The 18,154-nt window shown below is 67.7% G+C and carries 16 protein-coding genes; 6 read left to right on the top strand and 10 right to left on the bottom strand.

What is annotated here, in order from left to right; genetic code table 11:
- Nucleotides 1-25: 25 nt before the first annotated feature.
- From AC5RU7_RS19795 to AC5RU7_RS19770, 6 genes are all read left to right on the top strand, one after another.
- A complete protein-coding gene (locus tag AC5RU7_RS19795) occupies nt 26-1,660 on the top strand; it encodes a sensor histidine kinase (protein WP_494053675.1) in 1,635 nt (544 codons plus the stop codon).
- Complete coding sequence (locus tag AC5RU7_RS19790; protein WP_494053674.1) at nt 1,657-2,370, top strand: response regulator; 714 nt, start codon at nt 1,657-1,659, stop codon at nt 2,368-2,370. Before AC5RU7_RS19795 ends, AC5RU7_RS19790 begins: the two co-directional genes overlap by 4 nt.
- Nucleotides 2,371-2,484: 114 nt before the next feature.
- Nucleotides 2,485-3,123: a GntR family transcriptional regulator gene (locus AC5RU7_RS19785; RefSeq protein ID WP_494053673.1), complete on the top strand. Its 639-nt coding sequence runs from the start codon at nt 2,485-2,487 to the stop codon at nt 3,121-3,123.
- A 10-nt stretch (nt 3,124-3,133) separates the two neighbouring features.
- Nucleotides 3,134-4,654: an MmgE/PrpD family protein gene (locus AC5RU7_RS19780; RefSeq protein ID WP_494053672.1), complete on the top strand. Its 1,521-nt coding sequence runs from the start codon at nt 3,134-3,136 to the stop codon at nt 4,652-4,654.
- A 1-nt stretch (nt 4,655) separates the two neighbouring features.
- A complete protein-coding gene (gene prpB / locus AC5RU7_RS19775; RefSeq protein ID WP_494053671.1) occupies nt 4,656-5,561 on the top strand; it encodes a methylisocitrate lyase in 906 nt (301 codons plus the stop codon).
- A 62-nt stretch (nt 5,562-5,623) separates the two neighbouring features.
- Complete coding sequence (locus tag AC5RU7_RS19770) at nt 5,624-6,763, top strand: bifunctional 2-methylcitrate synthase/citrate synthase (RefSeq protein ID WP_494053670.1); 1,140 nt, start codon at nt 5,624-5,626, stop codon at nt 6,761-6,763.
- Nucleotides 6,764-6,832: 69 nt separating this feature from the next.
- On the opposite strand, the gene AC5RU7_RS19765 is transcribed toward AC5RU7_RS19770, so the two are convergent.
- From AC5RU7_RS19765 to AC5RU7_RS19720, 10 genes are all read right to left on the bottom strand, one after another.
- Entirely contained in the window at nt 6,833-7,321 is a 489-nt protein-coding gene (locus AC5RU7_RS19765) for an 8-oxo-dGTP diphosphatase (RefSeq protein WP_494053669.1), read from the bottom strand.
- A complete protein-coding gene (gene xerD / locus AC5RU7_RS19760) occupies nt 7,318-8,340 on the bottom strand; it encodes a site-specific tyrosine recombinase XerD (RefSeq protein ID WP_494053668.1) in 1,023 nt (340 codons plus the stop codon). The genes AC5RU7_RS19765 and xerD overlap by 4 nt, the downstream gene beginning before the upstream one ends.
- Entirely contained in the window at nt 8,340-8,999 is a 660-nt protein-coding gene (locus tag AC5RU7_RS19755; protein ID WP_494053667.1) for an NUDIX domain-containing protein, read from the bottom strand. The genes xerD and AC5RU7_RS19755 overlap by 1 nt, the downstream gene beginning before the upstream one ends.
- A gap of 27 nt (nt 9,000-9,026) precedes the next feature.
- Nucleotides 9,027-10,805 carry a CTP synthase gene (pyrG, locus tag AC5RU7_RS19750; RefSeq protein WP_494053666.1) on the bottom strand — a complete coding sequence of 593 codons (1,779 nt, stop codon included), beginning with the start codon at nt 10,803-10,805 and terminating at the stop codon, nt 9,027-9,029.
- Nucleotides 10,806-10,930: 125 nt separating this feature from the next.
- The gene (gene recN / locus AC5RU7_RS19745) at nt 10,931-12,670 is read right to left on the bottom strand and encodes a DNA repair protein RecN (RefSeq protein WP_494053665.1); all 1,740 of its coding nucleotides are present in this window, start codon (nt 12,668-12,670) and stop codon (nt 10,931-10,933) included.
- Between the two features lie 4 nt (nt 12,671-12,674).
- On the bottom strand, nt 12,675-13,700 hold the full coding sequence (locus AC5RU7_RS19740) for an NAD kinase (protein ID WP_494011996.1): 1,026 nt from the start codon (nt 13,698-13,700) through the stop codon (nt 12,675-12,677).
- Between the two features lie 13 nt (nt 13,701-13,713).
- Nucleotides 13,714-14,529, bottom strand: coding sequence for a TlyA family RNA methyltransferase (locus AC5RU7_RS19735; protein ID WP_494011997.1), 816 nt, complete (start codon nt 14,527-14,529; stop codon nt 13,714-13,716).
- Nucleotides 14,529-14,765: a hypothetical protein gene (locus AC5RU7_RS19730; protein ID WP_494011998.1), complete on the bottom strand. Its 237-nt coding sequence runs from the start codon at nt 14,763-14,765 to the stop codon at nt 14,529-14,531. Before AC5RU7_RS19730 ends, AC5RU7_RS19735 begins: the two co-directional genes overlap by 1 nt.
- Before the next feature lie 9 nt (nt 14,766-14,774).
- Nucleotides 14,775-15,764, bottom strand: a complete 990-nt coding sequence (locus AC5RU7_RS19725) for an HAD-IIA family hydrolase (protein WP_494011999.1) — start codon at nt 15,762-15,764, stop codon at nt 14,775-14,777.
- Nucleotides 15,765-15,769: 5 nt separating this feature from the next.
- Nucleotides 15,770-17,776: a hypothetical protein gene (locus AC5RU7_RS19720; RefSeq protein ID WP_494053664.1), complete on the bottom strand. Its 2,007-nt coding sequence runs from the start codon at nt 17,774-17,776 to the stop codon at nt 15,770-15,772.
- Nucleotides 17,777-18,154 lie beyond the last annotated feature (378 nt).

The following is an 18,154-nucleotide window of genomic DNA, read 5'->3' as shown; positions in this document are numbered from 1 at the left end:
CACACCGACTTGGCCGGAGGTAGACATGATCCAGCGCTGGAGCATCGCCCGGCGGCTTTTCGTGGCGAACCTCCTCATCGTGGTGGTGTTCATCGCCATCGTGGGGTCCGCCACCTACGTCGACGCCCGCGACCGGACGTACGACGAGGCCGGCCTGCGGATGGCGGGCATTGCCAGTTCAATTGCCGCCAGCCCCCTGGTGCTCGAGGCCGCCGCGTCACCGGACCCGTCAGCCCTGCTGCAGCCGTACGCCATGGACGTCATGGCCGCGGCCGACGTCGACTTCATCACCATCATGGCGACCGACCGCACCCGGTGGACCCACCCGCGGCCCGAGGAACTGGGGCGGCCGTACATTGGTTCCGTCGATGCCGCATTGCAGGGCGGGGAACTCACCGAGGTCACGGCCGGAACCCTGGGACCGTCAGTGCGGACGATCGTCCCGGTGAAGGATGAAGCCGGCAGGGTCAGGGCGCTGGTTGCCGCCGGCGTCACGGTGGGCACCGTGGACATTGCCTTCGCAGCGCGCCTGCCTGCCCTTTTGGCCATAGGGCTGGCACTGCTGGTGGGCGGATCCTGGGCCTCCTGGCTGCTCGGCCGGTACCTCCGCCGGGTCACCCGTGGCTGGGGGCCGGAGCAACTGGCCCAACTGTTCGCCTACTACGAGTCCGTGCTGCACTCGGTCCGCGAAGGACTCATCCTGATCGACACCAAGGGCAGGGTGGTGATGTACAACGACCAGGCCGCCGAGCTCCTGGGCCTGGACGAGGCAGGCAGCAAGGACCCCACCCGCCCGCCGGCACTGGCCGACCTTCCCCTCGACGAGGGGCTTCGGGGCCTGTTCGAGTCCGGCCGCACCGCCAAGGACGAGATCGTCCTCACGGGCTCCCGCGTGCTGGTCATCAACCAGGGGCCGGCAATAAGTCCGGAGACTCCTGACCGGCGCGGAAGGAACGCGGTGTACGGGACCGTGGCCACGCTCCGCGACAGGACGGAAATCGAGTCCTTGGGCAATGAACTGGAAACCATGCGGACTCTTTCGGACGCGCTGCGGGCGCAGACGCACGAACATGCGAACCGGCTGCACACGATGGTCTCGCTCCTGGAGTTGGGCCGCACCCGGGAGGCCCTGGACTTCGCCACCCGGGACCTGGAACTCAGCCAGCAATTGACGGACGAGATGGTGGGCTCCGTGGGCGAGCCGGTCCTCAGCGCCCTGGTCATGGGCAAGGTGGCCGAAGCCCATGAGCGGGGCGTCCAACTGGATGTTGCCACCCTTGGGTCCGGAACAGCGGCAGGCATAGCAGTGCAGGATCTGGTGACCATTTTGGGAAACCTGTTGGACAACGCCATCGATGCCGCGGCCGAAGGGACGCCGCCCCGACGGGTGGAGCTGACCGTGGAGTCCGATGAGGAAGGACTGGACATCGCCGTGCACGACACGGGGGCACCCCTTGAGGCCGCCGCAGCCGGGAACATCTTCCGGCACGGCTACAGCACCAAGCCGGCGGGACCGGGCGGCCGCGGCATCGGCCTCGCCCTCGTCCGCCAGGCGGTGCAGCGGCTGGGAGGTACGCTGACCATCAACGGACGGCGCGGTGCCAAATTCGAAGTATTCCTGCCCGCGGCGGTATCCCCGGGGAAGGAGCTCGACGCGTGAGCGACATCCGGGTCCTCGTGGTCGAGGACGAGGCCGTTGCCTCAGCCGCGCACGCGGCGTACGTCGGAAGGCTGCCTGGATTCGAGCTGGCCGGAACCGCTCCCGACGGGCAGTCCGCGCTCCGGCTCCTGAACGAATTCTCGGCGGCAGGCAAGCCTGTGGAACTGGTCCTGCTGGACATGAACCTGCCGGACCTCCACGGCCTGGACATCGCCCGCAGGATGCGTGCTGCCGGCATTCTTGCCGACATCATTGCAATCACGGCCGTCAGGGAACTGGCCATCGTGCGCAGCGCGGTGGCCATCGGTGTGGTGCAGTACTTGATCAAGCCGTTCACGTTCGCCACCTTCGCTGACAAGCTGGAGAGCTACCGGCTGTTCCGCCAACAGCTGGCAGGCCCCGGCTCGGGGTCCGGGAAATCAGCGGCATCCCAAAGCGAAGTGGACCAGGCGTTCGCCAGCCTGCGGGCGCCGTCGGAACTGCCGTTGCCAAAGGGGCTGTCCGTGTCCACGCTGGAGTCCGTTCAGGAGTTCCTGAAGCGGCACCAGGATGCGGTGTCCGCCACTGAGGTAATGGACGCGCTCGGGATGTCCCGGGTTACTGCCCGCCGCTATCTGGAATACCTTGCCGACGCAGGCACCGTCTCCCGCACTGCACGGTACGGAACGCCCGGGAGGCCGGAGAATGAATACCGCTGGAGCGGCAGGTAGCCCCGGCACTGCTGTATACAAAAGGACGGATTATTCCGGCGCTTTTCCGAAAAGTAGTTCCCTTCCCTGGCTTTGTGTATACACTGAATAATCGTAGGAGCGGAAGGAGCAACGATGCGGGCCAGCGAACGCGCGTATGCCGCCCTGCGCGAGGACATTGTGGAGTGGCGGCTGCCCCCCGGTACTTTGCTGGCCGAAGTGGAGCAGGCTGAACGCCTGGGCGTCTCCCGCACTCCGCTTCGGGAAGCGCTGGGTCGCCTTACGGCGGAAGGCCTGACCGCACCTGGCGGCCGGGGCGTCGTGGTCACCGGGATCTCGCTCGCCGACATCGACGAGCTCTTCGAGCTCCGCGGAACCCTGGAAGGCCGCGCAGCCGCACTTGCCGCCGAGCGCGGGGAATCTGCCACATTCCGCCGGCTCCAGGACGAACTGCTGGAAGCCCCGGCACTCCTCACCGGTTCCCCATCCGGCGTCCACGACTACTACGGGCTGGCAGGAAGGCTCGATGAAGCCATCGATGCGGCCATCGCCAATTCGTACCTGGTGCAGGCCATGCGGAGCCTGCGGGTACACCTGGTGCGCATCCGCCGGATGGCAGCCGACAATACCGACCGGCTGTCCGCTGCGGCCGCCGAGCATGCTGCAATCGCCGGGGCCATCGCGGACCGGAACCCGAGGCTTGCCGAAGCCGCCACCATCATGCACCTGCACCGAAGCCTTGCCCACATCAAAACCGCCTCCCCATCCCTGTAGAAGGAGCCCCATGGTCCAGGAACACCACGTCCGTGTGTACAAGAGTGAAGAGAACCTGCCCCGGGAGGAGCAGCTGGCGCACAAGATCGCAGTGGTCGCCGCCGACCCCGTCGACGTCACGCCGGAGGTGACGGAGATGGTGATCAACCGGATCATCGACAACGCCTCGGTGGCGATCGCCTCGCTGAACCGGGCACCGATCGTCGCCGCCCGCGCACAGGCCCTGGCCCACGCCCCCAGCACGGGCGGGAAGGGCGCGAAGGTCTTCGGCATCGGCGAACGCGTCTCCCCCGAATGGGCGGCCTGGGCCAACGGCGTGGCCGTGCGGGAACTGGACTACCATGACACGTTCCTCGCCGCCGACTACTCCCACCCCGGCGACAACATCCCCCCGATCCTCGCCGTCGCCCAGCACGTCGGGTCCAGCGGCCATGACCTGATCCGCGGGATAGCCACCGGGTACGAAACCCAGGTGAACCTGGTCAAGGCGATCTGCCTGCACAAGCACAAGATCGACCACGTCGCCCACCTCGGCCCGTCCGCAGCCGCGGGGATCGGCACCCTCCTGGGGCTGGACGTGGAGACCATTTTCCAGTCGGTGGGCCAGGCCCTGCACACCACGACGGCGACCCGGCAGTCGCGGAAGGGTGAGATCTCCACCTGGAAGGCCCACGCCCCCGCGTTCGCCGGGAAGATGGCCGTCGAAGCCGCCGACCGGGCAATGCGCGGCCAGACCTCCCCGGTCCCGATCTACGAGGGCGAAGACGGGGTGATCGCCTGGCTGCTGGACGGCCCCGGCGCCTCCTACCAGGTTCCGCTGCCCCTGCCGGGTGAGGCCAAGCGCGCCATCCTGGACACCTACACCAAAGAACACTCCGCCGAGTACCAGGCCCAGGCCTGGATCGACCTCGCCCGCAAACTCAACCGCGAACACCCCGAGGCCACCGACCCGGCCAACGTGAAGTCCGTGCTGATCAGGACCAGCCACCACACCCACTACGTCATCGGCTCCGGCGCCAACGACCCCCAGAAGTACTCCCCCACCGCCTCCCGGGAAACGCTGGACCACTCCATCCCGTACATCTTCACCGTCGCACTGCAGGACGGGGCCTGGCACCACGTGGACTCCTACGCCCCCGAACGCGCCGCCCGGCCGGACACAGTGGACCTCTGGAAGAAAGTGTCCACCGAGGAAGACCCGGAATGGACCCGCCGCTACCATTCCCTGGACATCAACGAAAAAGCCTTCGGCGGTTCCGTGGAAATCACCCTCACCGACGGCACCGTCATCACCGACCAGATCGCCGTCGCCGACGCCCACCCGCTCGGTGCCCGGCCCTTCGCCCGCGAGCAGTACATCAACAAGTTCCGCATCCTCACCGCCGGCCTCGTCGAGGAGGCCGAGATCGAACGGTTCCTCGCCGCCGTCGAACGCCTCCCCGAACTGGCCGCCGGGGAACTGGACCAGCTCAACATCACCGCCGCCCCGGGTGTGATCGAACTTGGCGCGGCACCGAAGGGGCTGTTCTAACGTGCTGTACTCCACCACCACCCCGGAGCAGAAGCGGATCCGCTTCCGCGAGCTCCTCGCCGCCGGCACCATTGCCCAGTTCCCCGGTGCGTTCAACCCGCTCTCGGCTCGGCTGATCGAGGAGAAGGGCTTTGAGGGCGTCTACATCTCCGGCGCCGTCCTGGCCAACGACCTCGGCCTGCCCGACATCGGCCTGACAACGTTGACGGAGGTGGCCACCCGGGCCGGGCAGATCGCGAGGATGACCGACCTGCCCGCGATCGTGGACGCAGACACCGGCTTCGGCGAACCCATGAACGTGGCCCGCACGGTCCAGGAACTCGAAAACGCCGGCCTCGCCGGGCTGCACATCGAGGACCAGTTCAACCCCAAACGCTGCGGCCACCTCGACGGCAAGAACGTCGTGGACCTGGACACCGCCACCAAACGCATCCGCGCCGCAGCAGACGCCCGCCGCGACCCCAACTTCCTGATCATGGCCCGCACCGACGTCCGCGCCACCGACGGACTCAACGCCGCCAAAGACCGGGCGAAAGCCCTGGTGGACGCCGGGGCGGACGCGATCTTCCCCGAAGCCATGCGCGACCTCGCCGAATTCCAGGCCATCCGCGACGCCGTGGACGTGCCCATCCTGGCCAACATGACCGAATTCGGCAAAAGCGACCTCTTCACCACCCGGCAACTCCAGGCCGTAGGCGTGAACATGGTCATCTACCCCGTCACCCTCCTCCGTAGTGCCATGGGCGCCGCTGAGCGTACGCTGGATTCGATCAAGGCAGACGGAACGCAGGAAGCACAGGTGAGCAGCATGTTGACCCGTGCCCGGCTCTACGAACTGGTTGACTACGAGGGGTACAACCGGTTCGACACGGGGGTCTTCAACTTCCATATTCCCGGGGAGCACTGACCCGGCCACCCGCCGGCTCCGGCCGGCATCCAACAGGCGACAGGAACAAAGGAGTTTTCAGCATGGCTGAACAGGACATCAAAAAAGGTCTCGCCGGCGTCGTGGTGGACTACACCTCCGTCTCCAAGGTCAATCCGGACACAAACTCGCTGCTGTACCGCGGCTACCCGGTGCAGGAACTCGCGGCGCGCTGCAGCTTCGAGGAAGTGGCGTACCTGCTGTGGAACGGGGAACTGCCCACGCAGGACCAGCTGGCGGAATTCACTGCCAGGGAACGCGCCGGGCGTGCCTTGGACCCGGTGGTGAAGCAGGTAGTGGATGCCCTCCCCGAAACCGCACATCCCATGGACGTCTGCCGGACAGCCGCCTCGGTGATGGGCGCCCGCCACCCCCTTGCCGAGGATGCCTCGCGGGAAGCCAACATGGCCAAGGCGATCGACCTGTTCTCGGCCATGCCCGCCGTGGTCGCCTACGACCAGCGGCGTCGCCGGGGCCAGTCCCCCGTTGATCCCCGCGACGACCTGGGCTACTCCGCCAACTTCCTCTGGATGACGTTCGGCGAGGAGCAGGTTCCCGAGGTGGTGGAGGCGTTCAACGTCTCGATGATCCTCTACGCGGAGCATTCCTTCAACGCCTCCACCTTCACCGCGCGGGTCATCACGTCCACGCTTTCTGACCTGCACTCGGCCGTCACGGGTGCCATCGGCGCCCTCAAGGGACCGCTGCACGGCGGAGCGAACGAGGCCGTCATGCACACCTTCGACGAGATCGGCATCCGCCCGCAGGAGTCCCTTGAAGAGGCTGCCGCCCGTGCCAAGGCATGGATGGAAGATGCGCTGGCACAGAAGAAGAAAGTCATGGGGTTCGGGCACCGGGTCTACAAGCACGGCGACTCCCGCGTTCCCACCATGAAGGCGGCCCTGGACAAGATGATTGCCCACTACGGCCGGCCTGAGATCCTGGGCCTGTACCAGGGCCTGGAACAGGCCATGGACGAGGCCAAGGGCATCAAACCCAACCTCGACTACCCGGCCGGCCCCACATACCACCTGATGGGCTTTGACACTGCCACCTTTACACCGCTGTTTGTCGCCAGCCGCATCACCGGCTGGACCGCCCACATCATGGAGCAGCTGGACTCAAACTCCCTGATCCGGCCGCTCAGCGAGTACGTCGGTCCCGAGGAGCGGCACCTGGCGTAATCGTTCAAAAACGAAGACCACGACGGCGGCCCGGCACCTCCTGCCGGGCCGCCGTCGTCAGCAGAAAAGTTAGGGAAGCAGGCTTTCGGACGAGGCAACCGACTCATTGTCTGTATGCATGGTGACCACCACGTTCACCTGGCCGCCTTCCAAAACCACCGGGAGCCAATGGTCGGCGTCCTGCCACATTCGGTCAGCCGGTAGCCTGCGCGTGGGGAACCACTCCGGGACGATCTCGTCGCTTTCACCAGGTTCGCCCTGCCAGGTCCAGGCCGTGAAGAGGCTGGTTTCCATGTTCCACTCCGGACGCGCCGGAAAAACGAAGCGGACGGCCCCGGCATCAACAAGGTCCTCCGGCTGCACCGAAACACCGGTTTCCTCGAACACTTCGCGGATAACCGCTTCCCGGTCAGTCTCCCCCGGCTCCACGTGCCCGCCGATCCCAACGATCTTTCCCTTGCCGAACCCGGTCCGCTTCATCCCGAGCAGCACCTCCGTGCCCCCGGGCGTGTCCCGAAGGAGGAAGCACAGTGTAACTGCGGCGCCCTGGCGGGTCATCCGAGTGCCCGGGGATGCGCGGCGGCGTAGATCTCGCGCAACGTGTCTGCCGTGACCAGCGTGTAGACCTGCGTGGTAGTCACCGAGGCGTGGCCCAGGAGTTCCTGTACCACGCGGACATCCGCGCCGCCCTCGAGCAGGTGGGTGGCGAACGAGTGCCGCAGGGTGTGGGGCGATACGTCCTTGGTGATGTTGGCTTTGTCGGCGGCGGCCTTCAGGATGGTCCAGGCGCTCTGCCGGCTGATCCTGCCGCCGCGGGCGTTCAGGAACAGTGCGGGCGTGCCCTTCCCCTTCGCGGCCAGCAGCGGGCGGCCGCGCACAAGGTAGGCGTCCAGCGCCCTGGCTCCGTACGAGCCCAGCGGCACAAGCCGCTCTTTGGATCCCTTGCCAAAGAGCCGCACAATAGCCGGCCCCGCTTCGGCCTCGGCAAGGGAGATATCGTCAACGTCCAGGCCAACGGCCTCGCTGATGCGGGCGCCGGTGGAATACAGGAACTCCAGCAGTGCGCGGTCCCGCAGCCCGGTGGCCGTGTCCGTCCCGGCTGATTCCAGGATCCTGGTGACCTCATCGACGCTGATGGCCTTGGGCAGCCGCTTGCCTGCCATGGGCGGATGGACGTCGCTCGCGGGATCGGACGGTGTGTAGCCTTCCAGCGCCCAGAACTTGTGCAGCCCCCGGACCGCCACCACCGTCCGTGCGGCTGACCTGACACCCAGTGCCGAACCGCCGTCAGAGCCGTCCGAGAGCGCACGGACATAGCCGGTCACGTGCTGGCGGGTGATGTCCTCCGGCGCCCGGCAACCGGCGGATTCCAGGAAGCGGGCGTAACGGGCAAGGTCGCGACGGTAGGCAGCAAGGGTGTTGGCTGCCAGGCCGCGCTCCACGCCCATGTGCTGGAGATAGTCCGTGATGCCGCGGCTGATCGCAGCGGGTACGGCGGGCGTCGCAGCCGGGGGAACGTCCTGTACCGGGGCGGATCCGGCCGCAGGAGCAGCGTCGACGGAGGGGTTGGGGGCCATTACCGCTGGCTGGGGTGTTCCGGCCACGGGGCGTCAGCGGGACGCAGGCCCGCGTAGCCGTTGGCGCGGGCTGCCGCGGCCGCCAGGATCCCGACGACGGCGGAGGGGTTGTGGAGCCGGCCGGCCAGGACTGATGCCACGGCGTCGTCCAGCTTGATCCAGTGGAATTCGATCTCGGCTTCCTCATCCGTCCGCTCGTGGCGTTCGTGATGGGGAACGAACGTCAGTCCGCGGGCGAGGTAGATTCGGATGGCCTCGCTGGAGGACCCGGGAGAATTGAAGACGTCCGCAAGGACGTTCCAGGTGCTGGCGGCGAGGTCCGCCTCCTCAGCCAACTCGCGGGCCGCGCCCACCAGGAAGTCCTCACCCTCGATGTCCAACAGGCCGGCCGGTATCTCCCAGAGGTCCATCCCCACGGGGTGCCGGTACTGCCTGAGCAGCAGGACCTCGCCGTCGTCATTCATGGGCAGGACGGCCACGGCGCCCGGGTGGTCGATGTAGTCGCGGGTGAGGGCTTCGCCGGACTCCTGCAGCTGGAACGTATCGCTGACCACGTCCCAGATCCGGCCTTCATAGACCTTTTCCGTGGACAAAAGACGGCGCGGGCTCGGTGCATCCGAAACCTGCACTACATGGGTGGCTTCAGGTGTGCCGGGCATCGCGCCGTCCTTTTTCTGTTGTGGGAACTACTTAGCGGCTACCGTACCGGACGCCTGGGCTTCCGAAGCACCGGCAGCAGCCGTGTCGGCAGGGTCCGCCTCGGTGCCGGTGCCCTGGTGGTCCAGGGCGGCCTTGACCAGTCCGGCGAACAGCGGATGCGGACGGGTGGGGCGCGAGCTCAGCTCCGGGTGCGCCTGGGTGGCCACGTAGTACGGGTGGACGTCGGCGGGCAGCTCCACGAACTCCACCAGTTTTCCGTCCGGGGAGGTTCCGGAGAACACCAGGCCCTTGTCCGCGATCTGGTCGCGGTACTTGTTGTTGACCTCGTAGCGGTGGCGGTGCCTCTCGCTGACGGTGGTCTTGCCGTACGTTCCGGCGATGACCGAGCCTTCGTCGAGTTTGGCTTCGTAGAGGCCCAGGCGCATGGTCCCGCCCAGGTCCCCGCGGCCTTCGACGAACTCAAGCTGCTCCTCCATGGTGGCAATCACCGGGTACTTGGAGTCCGGTTCGAACTCGCTGGAGGAGGCGCCTTCCAGCCCCACCACGTTGCGGGCATATTCGATCACCATGCACTGCAGGCCGAGGCAGAGGCCAAGGACGGGCAGCTTGGTTTCGCGGGCGAACTTCAGCGCACCGAGCTTGCCTTCAAGCCCGCGGATGCCGAAGCCGCCGGGGACGCAGATGGCGTTGACGCCGTCGAGCGCCTTGATGGCACCTTCACGCGTTTCGCATTCGTCGGACGGAACCCAGCGGATCTTCACCTTGGTGTCGTTGGCGAAGCCGCCGGCACGCAGGGCCTCGGTCACGGACAGGTAGGCGTCCGGAAGGTCGATGTACTTGCCCACGAGGGCGACCTCGACGTGGTGCTTGGGGTTGTGCACGGCTTCGAGCAGCTTGTCCCAGCTGGTCCAGTCCACGTCCTTGAACGGCAGGTCGAGGGCACGCACGATGTAGGAGTCCAGGCCCTGGGTGTGGAGGGTCTTGGGGATGTCATAGATGCTGGGGGCATCGGCGGCATTGACCACGGCGTCGATGTCGACGTCGCACATGCGGCCGATCTTCTCGCGCATCGCCTCGGGCACTTCACGGTCAGAGCGGATCACGATGGCCTCGGGCTGGATGCCGATGGAGCGCAGGGCTGCGACGGAATGCTGCGTGGGCTTCGTCTTCAGTTCCTGCGAGGGCCCGATGTAGGGCACTAGTGAGACGTGGAGGAAGAACACGTTGGTGCGGCCGATGTCCTGGCGCACCTGGCGGGCGGATTCGAGGAACGGCTGGGACTCGATGTCGCCAACGGTGCCGCCGATTTCGGTGATGATGACGTCCGGGGCGTTCTTGCCCTCGGCCGGCAGGCGCATGCGGCGCTTGATCTCGTCCGTGATGTGCGGGATGACCTGGACGGTGTCGCCGAGGTATTCGCCGCGGCGTTCCTTGGCGATGACCGTGGAGTAGATCTGGCCGGTGGTCACGTTCGCGGAACCTTCAAGGTTCTCGTCGAGGAAGCGTTCGTAGTGCCCGATGTCCAGGTCGGTCTCTGCGCCGTCGTCCGTGACGAAGACTTCACCGTGCTGGAAGGGGTTCATCGTGCCCGGATCCACGTTCAGGTAGGGATCGAGCTTCTGCATAGTTACAGACAGGCCGCGTGCCCGCAGCAGGTGGCCGAGGCTCGAAGCCGTCAGTCCCTTACCGAGCGAGGACGCCACACCACCGGTGACGAAGATGTGTTTGGTCGTCTTGGATGAGCCCGGGAACCGGGAATTTACACGGGAATTTGATCGCTGCACCACGGAATTCGAGCCTATCATCAATTGAGCCTTCCACGGGTCGGGTGGAACTGTCCCCCAAACCTCCTAGTCTGCAGGTCCGGCCGCCCGTGGATCAAGGGTTGTGGACCGGCGGGAGGCCGCTGGGTTCCGGCGCGCCGGCGCCGTCAGGCCCGCTGTGGCAGGAGTTTGGCGTCATCCAGCAGTTCCTGCGCGTGTGCCCGGGCGGATTCCGAGTCCTCCTGCCCGGCCAGCATCCGGGCCAGCTCGCGGACCCTTTCGGGGCCGTCAAGGAGGCGCACATCACTGGACGTGAACCCGGTGGCCGTGCCGCCGTCGGCACCCCGGACGGAGGTCTTGGTGACGGTGATGTGCTGGTCCGCGAAGGCTGCGACCTGGGGCAGGTGGGTCACCACCAGGACCTGCACGTGCCGGGCGAGCATGGCCAGCCGGCGGCCGATCTCGACGGCGGCGCGTCCGCCCACGCCGGCGTCCACCTCGTCGAAGACAAACGTCGGCACCGGATCGACCGCGGCCAGCACCACCTCGATGGCGAGCATGACGCGGGACAGTTCACCGCCGGACGCGCCCTTGCCGAGCGGCCGGGCCGGCGCACCGGAATGCGGCTGCAACAGGAAGCCGATCTCGTCCGCCCCATGCGGGCCAAGCTGGGCGACCGGCTCCAGTGTGATCACCAGGGTTGCGTCGGCCATGGCCAGCGCCTTCAGCTCGGCGCTGACGCGGGCCGAAAGATCCTTGGCTGCCTTGGCCCTGATCTTGCTAATGGCGGCGGCCTGCTTCTTCAGCTCGGCCTCTGCCCGGACCACTTCCGCGTCCAGTGCCTCGATCCTTGATGAATCGTCCTGCAGCTCGTCGAAGCGGACCCGGGCGTTCTCCGCCCACTCCAGCACCTCGTCGATGGTGGGCGCATATTTCCGGACCAGCTTGGCCAGCGAGGCACGCCGGTCCTCGATTTCCGCCAGCCGTTCCGGGCCCTCGGAGTCCAGCCCGGCCTGGTAGCTGGCCAGTTCCGTGGCGATGTCGTTGAGCAGGAAGCCCACTTCGGCAAGGCGGGCGGCAGCCGAGCCCAGTTCGGCGTCATGTTCGGCCACATGTTCCAGGGTCCGTTTGGCGGTGTCCACCAGGGTGGTGGCATCGCCTTCCTCGCCGAAGTCCTCGGCGATCAGTGCCTGATGGGCCGTGCTGGCGGCGATGCGCAGCTCTTCCACGTTGGCGAGCTTGACCGCCTCGGCCTTCAGCAGCTCGTCCTCCCCCGGCTGCGGATCCACCTCGTCGATTTCGGCCAGGGCTGTCTGCAGCGATTCGGCCTCGCGCAGCCGGTCGCGGGCGGCGCTGCGCAGCGTGTCCAGCTCGGACTGGCTGGCTTTCCAGTGGTTGTAGAGGTCCTGGTAGGCGGCCAGCGGCCCGGCCAGGGCTTCCCCCGCGAACTTGTCCAGGGCACCGCGCTGGGCGGCGGCCCCTTTCAGCCGGATCTGGTCCGACTGGCCATGCACCACCACAAGGGTTTCACCGATCTCGGCCAGGACCCCCACGGGGGCGGCGCGGCCACCCAGGAACGCACGGCTGCGCCCGTCAGCACCCAGGCGCCGTGCCAGGATCAGCTCGGCGCCGCCGTCGAACTCTTCCGCTTCCGCGCCCGCATCCAGGGCGCGGGCCACAGCCGGGTGGCCGGCGTCGAGCTTCAGCACAGCTTCCGCCGTGGCGCTCTTCGCCCCGCTTCGGACTGCGCCGGCGTCCGAGCGGGCGCCGAGCAGCAGGCCGACGGCGGTCACCACCATGGTCTTGCCGGCACCGGTTTCACCGGTCACCACGCTCAGGCCCGGGCCCAACGGAAGGGTTGCGTCGGTGATGACGCCGAGATCGCGGATTCTCAGTTCTTCAAGCATCGTTTCACTTTGCGGTCGACGGATCGGGATCAGCATCGGGCCGGCCGTGCTCCGGCACCTGGAGGGGCGGCATGGGCCGCGGCGTCCGGACGATCGGGATGGGCCCGGTGTGGATGGCCTCGGCCTTGGGCACCGGGCCGCGCCAGCCGTGGATGGGGAGCTCGAACTTCCGCACCAGCCGGGCGGAGAACGGCGTCTGGTGCGTCCGTGCCAGCCGGACGGGGGTGGCCGATTTGGTGACTTCCACGCGCGAGCCGGGCGGGAGGTCCACCGAGCGCCGGCCGTCGCACCAGAGGACCCCCAGGGCGTCGGTGCGGCCCAGGACCTCCACCGCCAGCTTCGAACGGGGAGAGACGACGAGGGGTTTGGCGAAGAGGGCGTGGGCGCTGATGGGGACGATCACCAGGGCCTCCACCTCCGGCCAGACCACGGGGCCGCCCGCTGAAAAGGCGTAGGCGGTGGAGCCGGTGGGGGTGGCGAGCACGATGCCGTCCGAGCCGAAGGACGTCAGTGGACGTTCGTCCACTTCGGTGACCACCTCCAGCATGCGTTCACGGTTGGCTTTCTCGATCGCGGCCTCGTTCAGGGCCCAGGTGTGCCAGATCTTTTGGCCGCGGACCCACACCTGCACGTCGATGGTCATCCGTTCTTCCACCGTGTACTCGCGGCTGGCGATCCAGTCGACGGTCTGGGCAAGGTCCGCCCGTTCGCTTTCCGCCAAGAAGCCCACATGGCCGAGGTTGACGCCCAGCAGGGGCACGTCCACCTCGCGGACCAGCTCGGCGGCGCGCAGGATGGTGCCGTCGCCGCCCAGGACCATCACCAGTTCGACGTCCGGCAGCTGGACGTGGTCGTGGAGGACCTCCACGGGCTGGGCGAGGTGCCCGAAGAACCGTTCCATGTCCCCCAGTTCGGACTCCTGCATCACCGGCACAATGCCGGAGGCGTGCAACAGGGCGCAGGCCTCCCAGGCAGCCTTCAGTGATTCCTCGCGGCCGGTGTGGGCAAGGACCAGTACTCGCCTGCTCATCAGGTTCCGCTCTCTAGTGGTTCGGCCAGATACGTCCGAGCAAGGCAGCAACTGCTGCCCCGCGCTCTTCGATCTTAGGCAAGTCTGTGCCGATCCTGCGTCTTATCCACAGGAAGTACTCGACGTTTCCATCCTGGCCGGGCAGTGGACTGGCCGCCAGACCGCACAGGTCCAGCCCGGCGTCGAGCGCCGCCAGCGCCACTTTCTCCACCGCCAGCCGGCGTTCACGCCCGGAGGTGACCACGCCGGTGCGGCCCAGCCGGTCCTTGCCGATCTCGAACTGCGGCTTGACCATCAGCACCAGGTCGCCGCCGGGTTCGGTGCACTGCGCCAGCGGCCGGACCACCAGGGTGAGCGAGATGAAGGACAGGTCCGCGACGGTCAGGGCAGCGGGTCCGCCGATGTCCGCCGGTTCGATGTACCGGACGTTCATGCCCTCGTGGACGGTGACCCGCGGATCGTTACGGAGGTGCGGCACCAGCTGGCCGTGCCCGACGTCGACCGCCACCACCGAGGCCGCGCCCCGCCGCAGCAGGACGTCTGTGAAACCGCCGGTGGAGGCGCCGGCGTCCAGGCAGCGCTTGCCTTGTACGGTGACCTCCGGAAAGGCGTCCAGGGCACCGGCCAGTTTGTGCCCGGCGCGGCTGGCGTAGGTGTCCTGTTCGTTGTGTTCGACGGCGAGGTCCCGGTCGTCGTCGACCTGCAGGGACGCTTTTGCCAGGACTTTGCCGGCGGACGTGACCTTGCCTTCGGCGATCAGGACGGCGGCGTGCGTGCGGGACCGGGCCAGGCCGCGGGCCACCAGGGCCTGGTCGAGTCGTACGGGCATCAGGCTCCGCCGTCCGTGGCCCGGGCGTCCGGGTGCTCATCATTCAGTGCTTCGAGGAGCTCGTCATGCAGCGCGGTGTAGGCTGCATCATGCTCTGCGACGGGGGCCTGGGGCAGGTCCGCCAGCCGGGCGAGGGCCCGCGCCACGGCAGGATCCGTGATGCCGGCGCCGGCTGCCTCCGGCCAGTCCGGGAAAGGCTGGGCTGCTGCTGCGTCGGGTCCGGTCAGCTCAGTCATTCAACCAGTCTAATGATCCAGCCAGGCAAGTTTTGGCGCCTTGGGAGCCGTGGCTTCCGGGGTCGCCGCCCACCACGCAGCGCAGGCCGCCCGCCAGGCATCCAGGCTGTCCTGACTGCCGATGATGCCCACCGCGCCGTTGGCCACGCGGGCCGAAGCCCGCCCGCACATGTAGGTGCCGTCGTCGTGCGTCACCTCCGGGTAGGGCCGGTACAGGTCCGGGAGCGTCTCGATGATGTAGTCCGGACGCTCGGCGGAGCGTGCCGCCAGGATGGTCTGCCGGGTGTCGACGCCGGTCAGCACCGCCACGGTGGCGAAGCCGGCGTTGTTGCCGCCCAGGATGTCAGTGTCCAGCCGGTCGCCTACCACCAGCGGACGCTCGGCGCGCAGCCTCTTGGCGGCCGAGTGGAAGAGCGGCGCCTCCGGCTTTCCTGCCACCAGCGGCTGCTGCCCGGTTGCCGCGGCTACCGCAGCCACCAGCGTTCCGTTGCCGGGGGCGATTCCCCGTGCCTGGGGTATGGACATGTCCGTGTTCGTGGCAACCCAGAGCGCTCCTGCGTTGACCACATACGTGGCTTCCGCCAGGTCCTTCCAGCCGATGTCCGGGTTGAAGCCCTGGACCACTGCCACGGGATTTTCGTCCTGGCTGTAAACCGGGACCAGGCCCACCAGTTCGATCTCGCGGGCCAGCGCCGGGCTTCCGGTGATCAGGATCCGGGATCCTGGCGCCAGCCTCGACGCCAGGAGCTCGGCCGCAGCCTGCGACGAGCTAACCACCTGGTTGTCCTCCGCGGGAGCACCCAGTTCACGCAGGTGCGCCGCAACCTGCGCCGGAGAGCGGGACGCGTTGTTGGTCACGTAGCCCAGCCCCACTCCCAGGCCGGACAACCGCTGCAGCGACTCCACCGCGCCGGGGATGGCGTGGGGACCCGCGTAGACCACTCCGTCCAAATCGGCCAGGAGCGCATCGAACAAGGTGATCAGGGGAACTTCGGTCATTCGTGTCAGTCTTCCCGGCTGTCCTGGTTGTCTTCGGTGTCCTGGTTGTCTTCGGTGTCCTGGTTGCCGCTGGTGTCCGCAGCGTCGCTGGTGTCCGGGGCATCGCCGTTGTCCGAGAAACCGTCCAGTTCGTCGTGCTCCACGGAGTCTTCGTCGGACTCCGCATCGTCGGACATGAAGTAGTCCGCTTCTTGGTCATCGATTTCGGTCCCGTCGATACCGGCCGCCTCGACCTCATCGGTACCTGCAGCGGTGCCCGCGTGGGCAGCGGCGGAGGGACCGGCGTCGGCCGTTGCTTCCGGGCCGGCGGCGGCGGATGCACCGGCAGCGGCGGCTGCCTGGCTGGCCACGGAGGCGCGCTCCAGGTTGCGGCGACGCTCGGCTTCCTCGCGGGTTTCTTCCTCCTCGTCCCAGCCGAGGTCGATGATGTCAGGCTCCTCGTCGATTCCCTGGCCCAGCGCGTTCTCGGCCACAACAGCCTGTTTCTGCCACTTGTCCGCCTCGGCTTCACGGCCCACGGCGGCGAGGGCATCAGCGTAGGCACGGAACAGCCGGGGGCTGTAGGAGAAGGCCCGGTTCATGTCCAGCTGCGGGATTTCAAGTTCGGCGACGGCGGCGTCCAGCTGGCCGAGGTCCCTCCGGGCCCCTGCTGCCACGATTGCCAGTTCCACCTTGCCGGGAGCGTCCAGGTCCTGGGCTTCCTCCGACCGGGCCACATCAAGTGCCCGGTCAGGCCGGCCCAGGCCCCGCTCGCAGTCGGCCATCACCGGCAGGTGCACGTTGGAACCGCTGATGCGCCGGTAGGTGCGGAATTCCCGGAGCGCCTCGCCGTAGTGGCCGGCAGCGTAGGCGGTGAGGCCCACAGCTTCACGGACCGCAGCAAGCCTGCCGCCGCGGCGGCTTGCCGCCAATGCGTGCTGGAACGCCAGTTCCGGTTCGTCATCAATCAGGCGCCCGGCCATGACCAGGTGGCGGGCAACCCACTCCGCGCTCCGCGATTCGAGGGTCTTGATCTGGTGCTGAGTGGCGCGGTCCAGCTCCTTGCCCGTGACGTCCTCGTCAATCTCCGGAGAGCGTTCGCGGTCGGGGCGGTTGGCGCTGCGGATGTCCCGGGCGTTGGGAACGCGTGCCGGACGGTCCTCCTGGCGGTCGCGGCCAAATCCACGGGGACCGGAGTCGCTACGGGGTGCACCACCGCGGGGTGCCTCACCACGGTCGAAACTGCGGGAGTCACGGTCCTGCCGGTCCTGCCGGTCACCGAAAGGCCTGCGGTTGTCGCCGCCGCCGAAGCTGCGGCGCTCAGCGTCGTCGCGACGCGGACGGTCACCGTAGGGCCGGTTGTCCCGGTCACCGTACTGCTTGCGCTCTCCCCCGCCGCCAAACCCGCCGCGGTCATCGCCCTCACGGCGCGGACGGTCACCGAAAGGCTTCCGGTCACGATCGCCAAAGGACTTACGGTCGCCGAACGGCTTCCGCTCGCCACTGCCGAAGCTGCGGCGGTCGCCGTCGTCGCGGCGCGGACGGTCACCGAAGGGCCGGTTGTCCCGGTCCCCGTACGGCTTGCGCTCCCCGCCGCCAAACCCGCGGCGGTCATCACCCTCACGGCGCGGACGGTCACCGTAAGGCCGGTTGTCCCGGTCCCCGTACGGCTTGCGCTCCCCGCCGCCAAACCCGCGGCGGTCATCACCCTCACGGCGCGGACGATCGGCGTAAGGCCGGTTGTCCCGGTCCCCGTACGGCTTGCGCTCCCCGCCGCCAAACCCGCGGCGGTCATCACCCTCACGGCGCGGACGATCGGCGAAAGGCTTCCGGTCACGATCGCCAAAGGGCTTGCGCTCTCCGAAGGGCTTCCGCTCACCGTAGGGCTTCCGCTCGCCGCCGCCGGCCGCGCCCCGGTCATTGTTGTCGCGGTTATCGCGGGATCGGAACCCGCGTGGATCGCCGCCGGAGTTGTTGTTTCCCCGGAAGGCTCCGCGGTCGTTTCCGCGGTTGCCGCCGTTGTGCTCGGCCATGATGGATTCCTCCTGTTGTGAGCCGACCACTGGCGCAACTGCAGCCGCTCGTATCCGTGTTTCGTTTCCTACGCAACCCGAAATCAAGCGCTTCGAAGTCCGTACATCTTCATCAATTCTAGGCGAGCCCCATAATCCACCGGGACAGTCCGGCCCGGAAGTGGCGCATCGTGGCAATCTTCACACCCAACCGCCACCCAGGCGTGCACCTTCCCGGGCCGACGCGCGCTCCTTTGTGGCGGCGATGGAGCCGACGCGCGCTCACTTGTGGTGGTGTCTTCGCCGACGCGCGCTCACTTGTGGTGGTGTCTTCGCCGACGCGCGCTCACTTGTGGTGGTGTCTTCGCCGACGCGCGCTCACTTGTGGTGGTGTCTTCG

This window comes from Arthrobacter sp. K410C (assembly GCF_059090105.1).
Note: the sequence above shows the minus strand (reverse complement) of the source record. Positions and strands in the feature narration are given on the sequence as shown.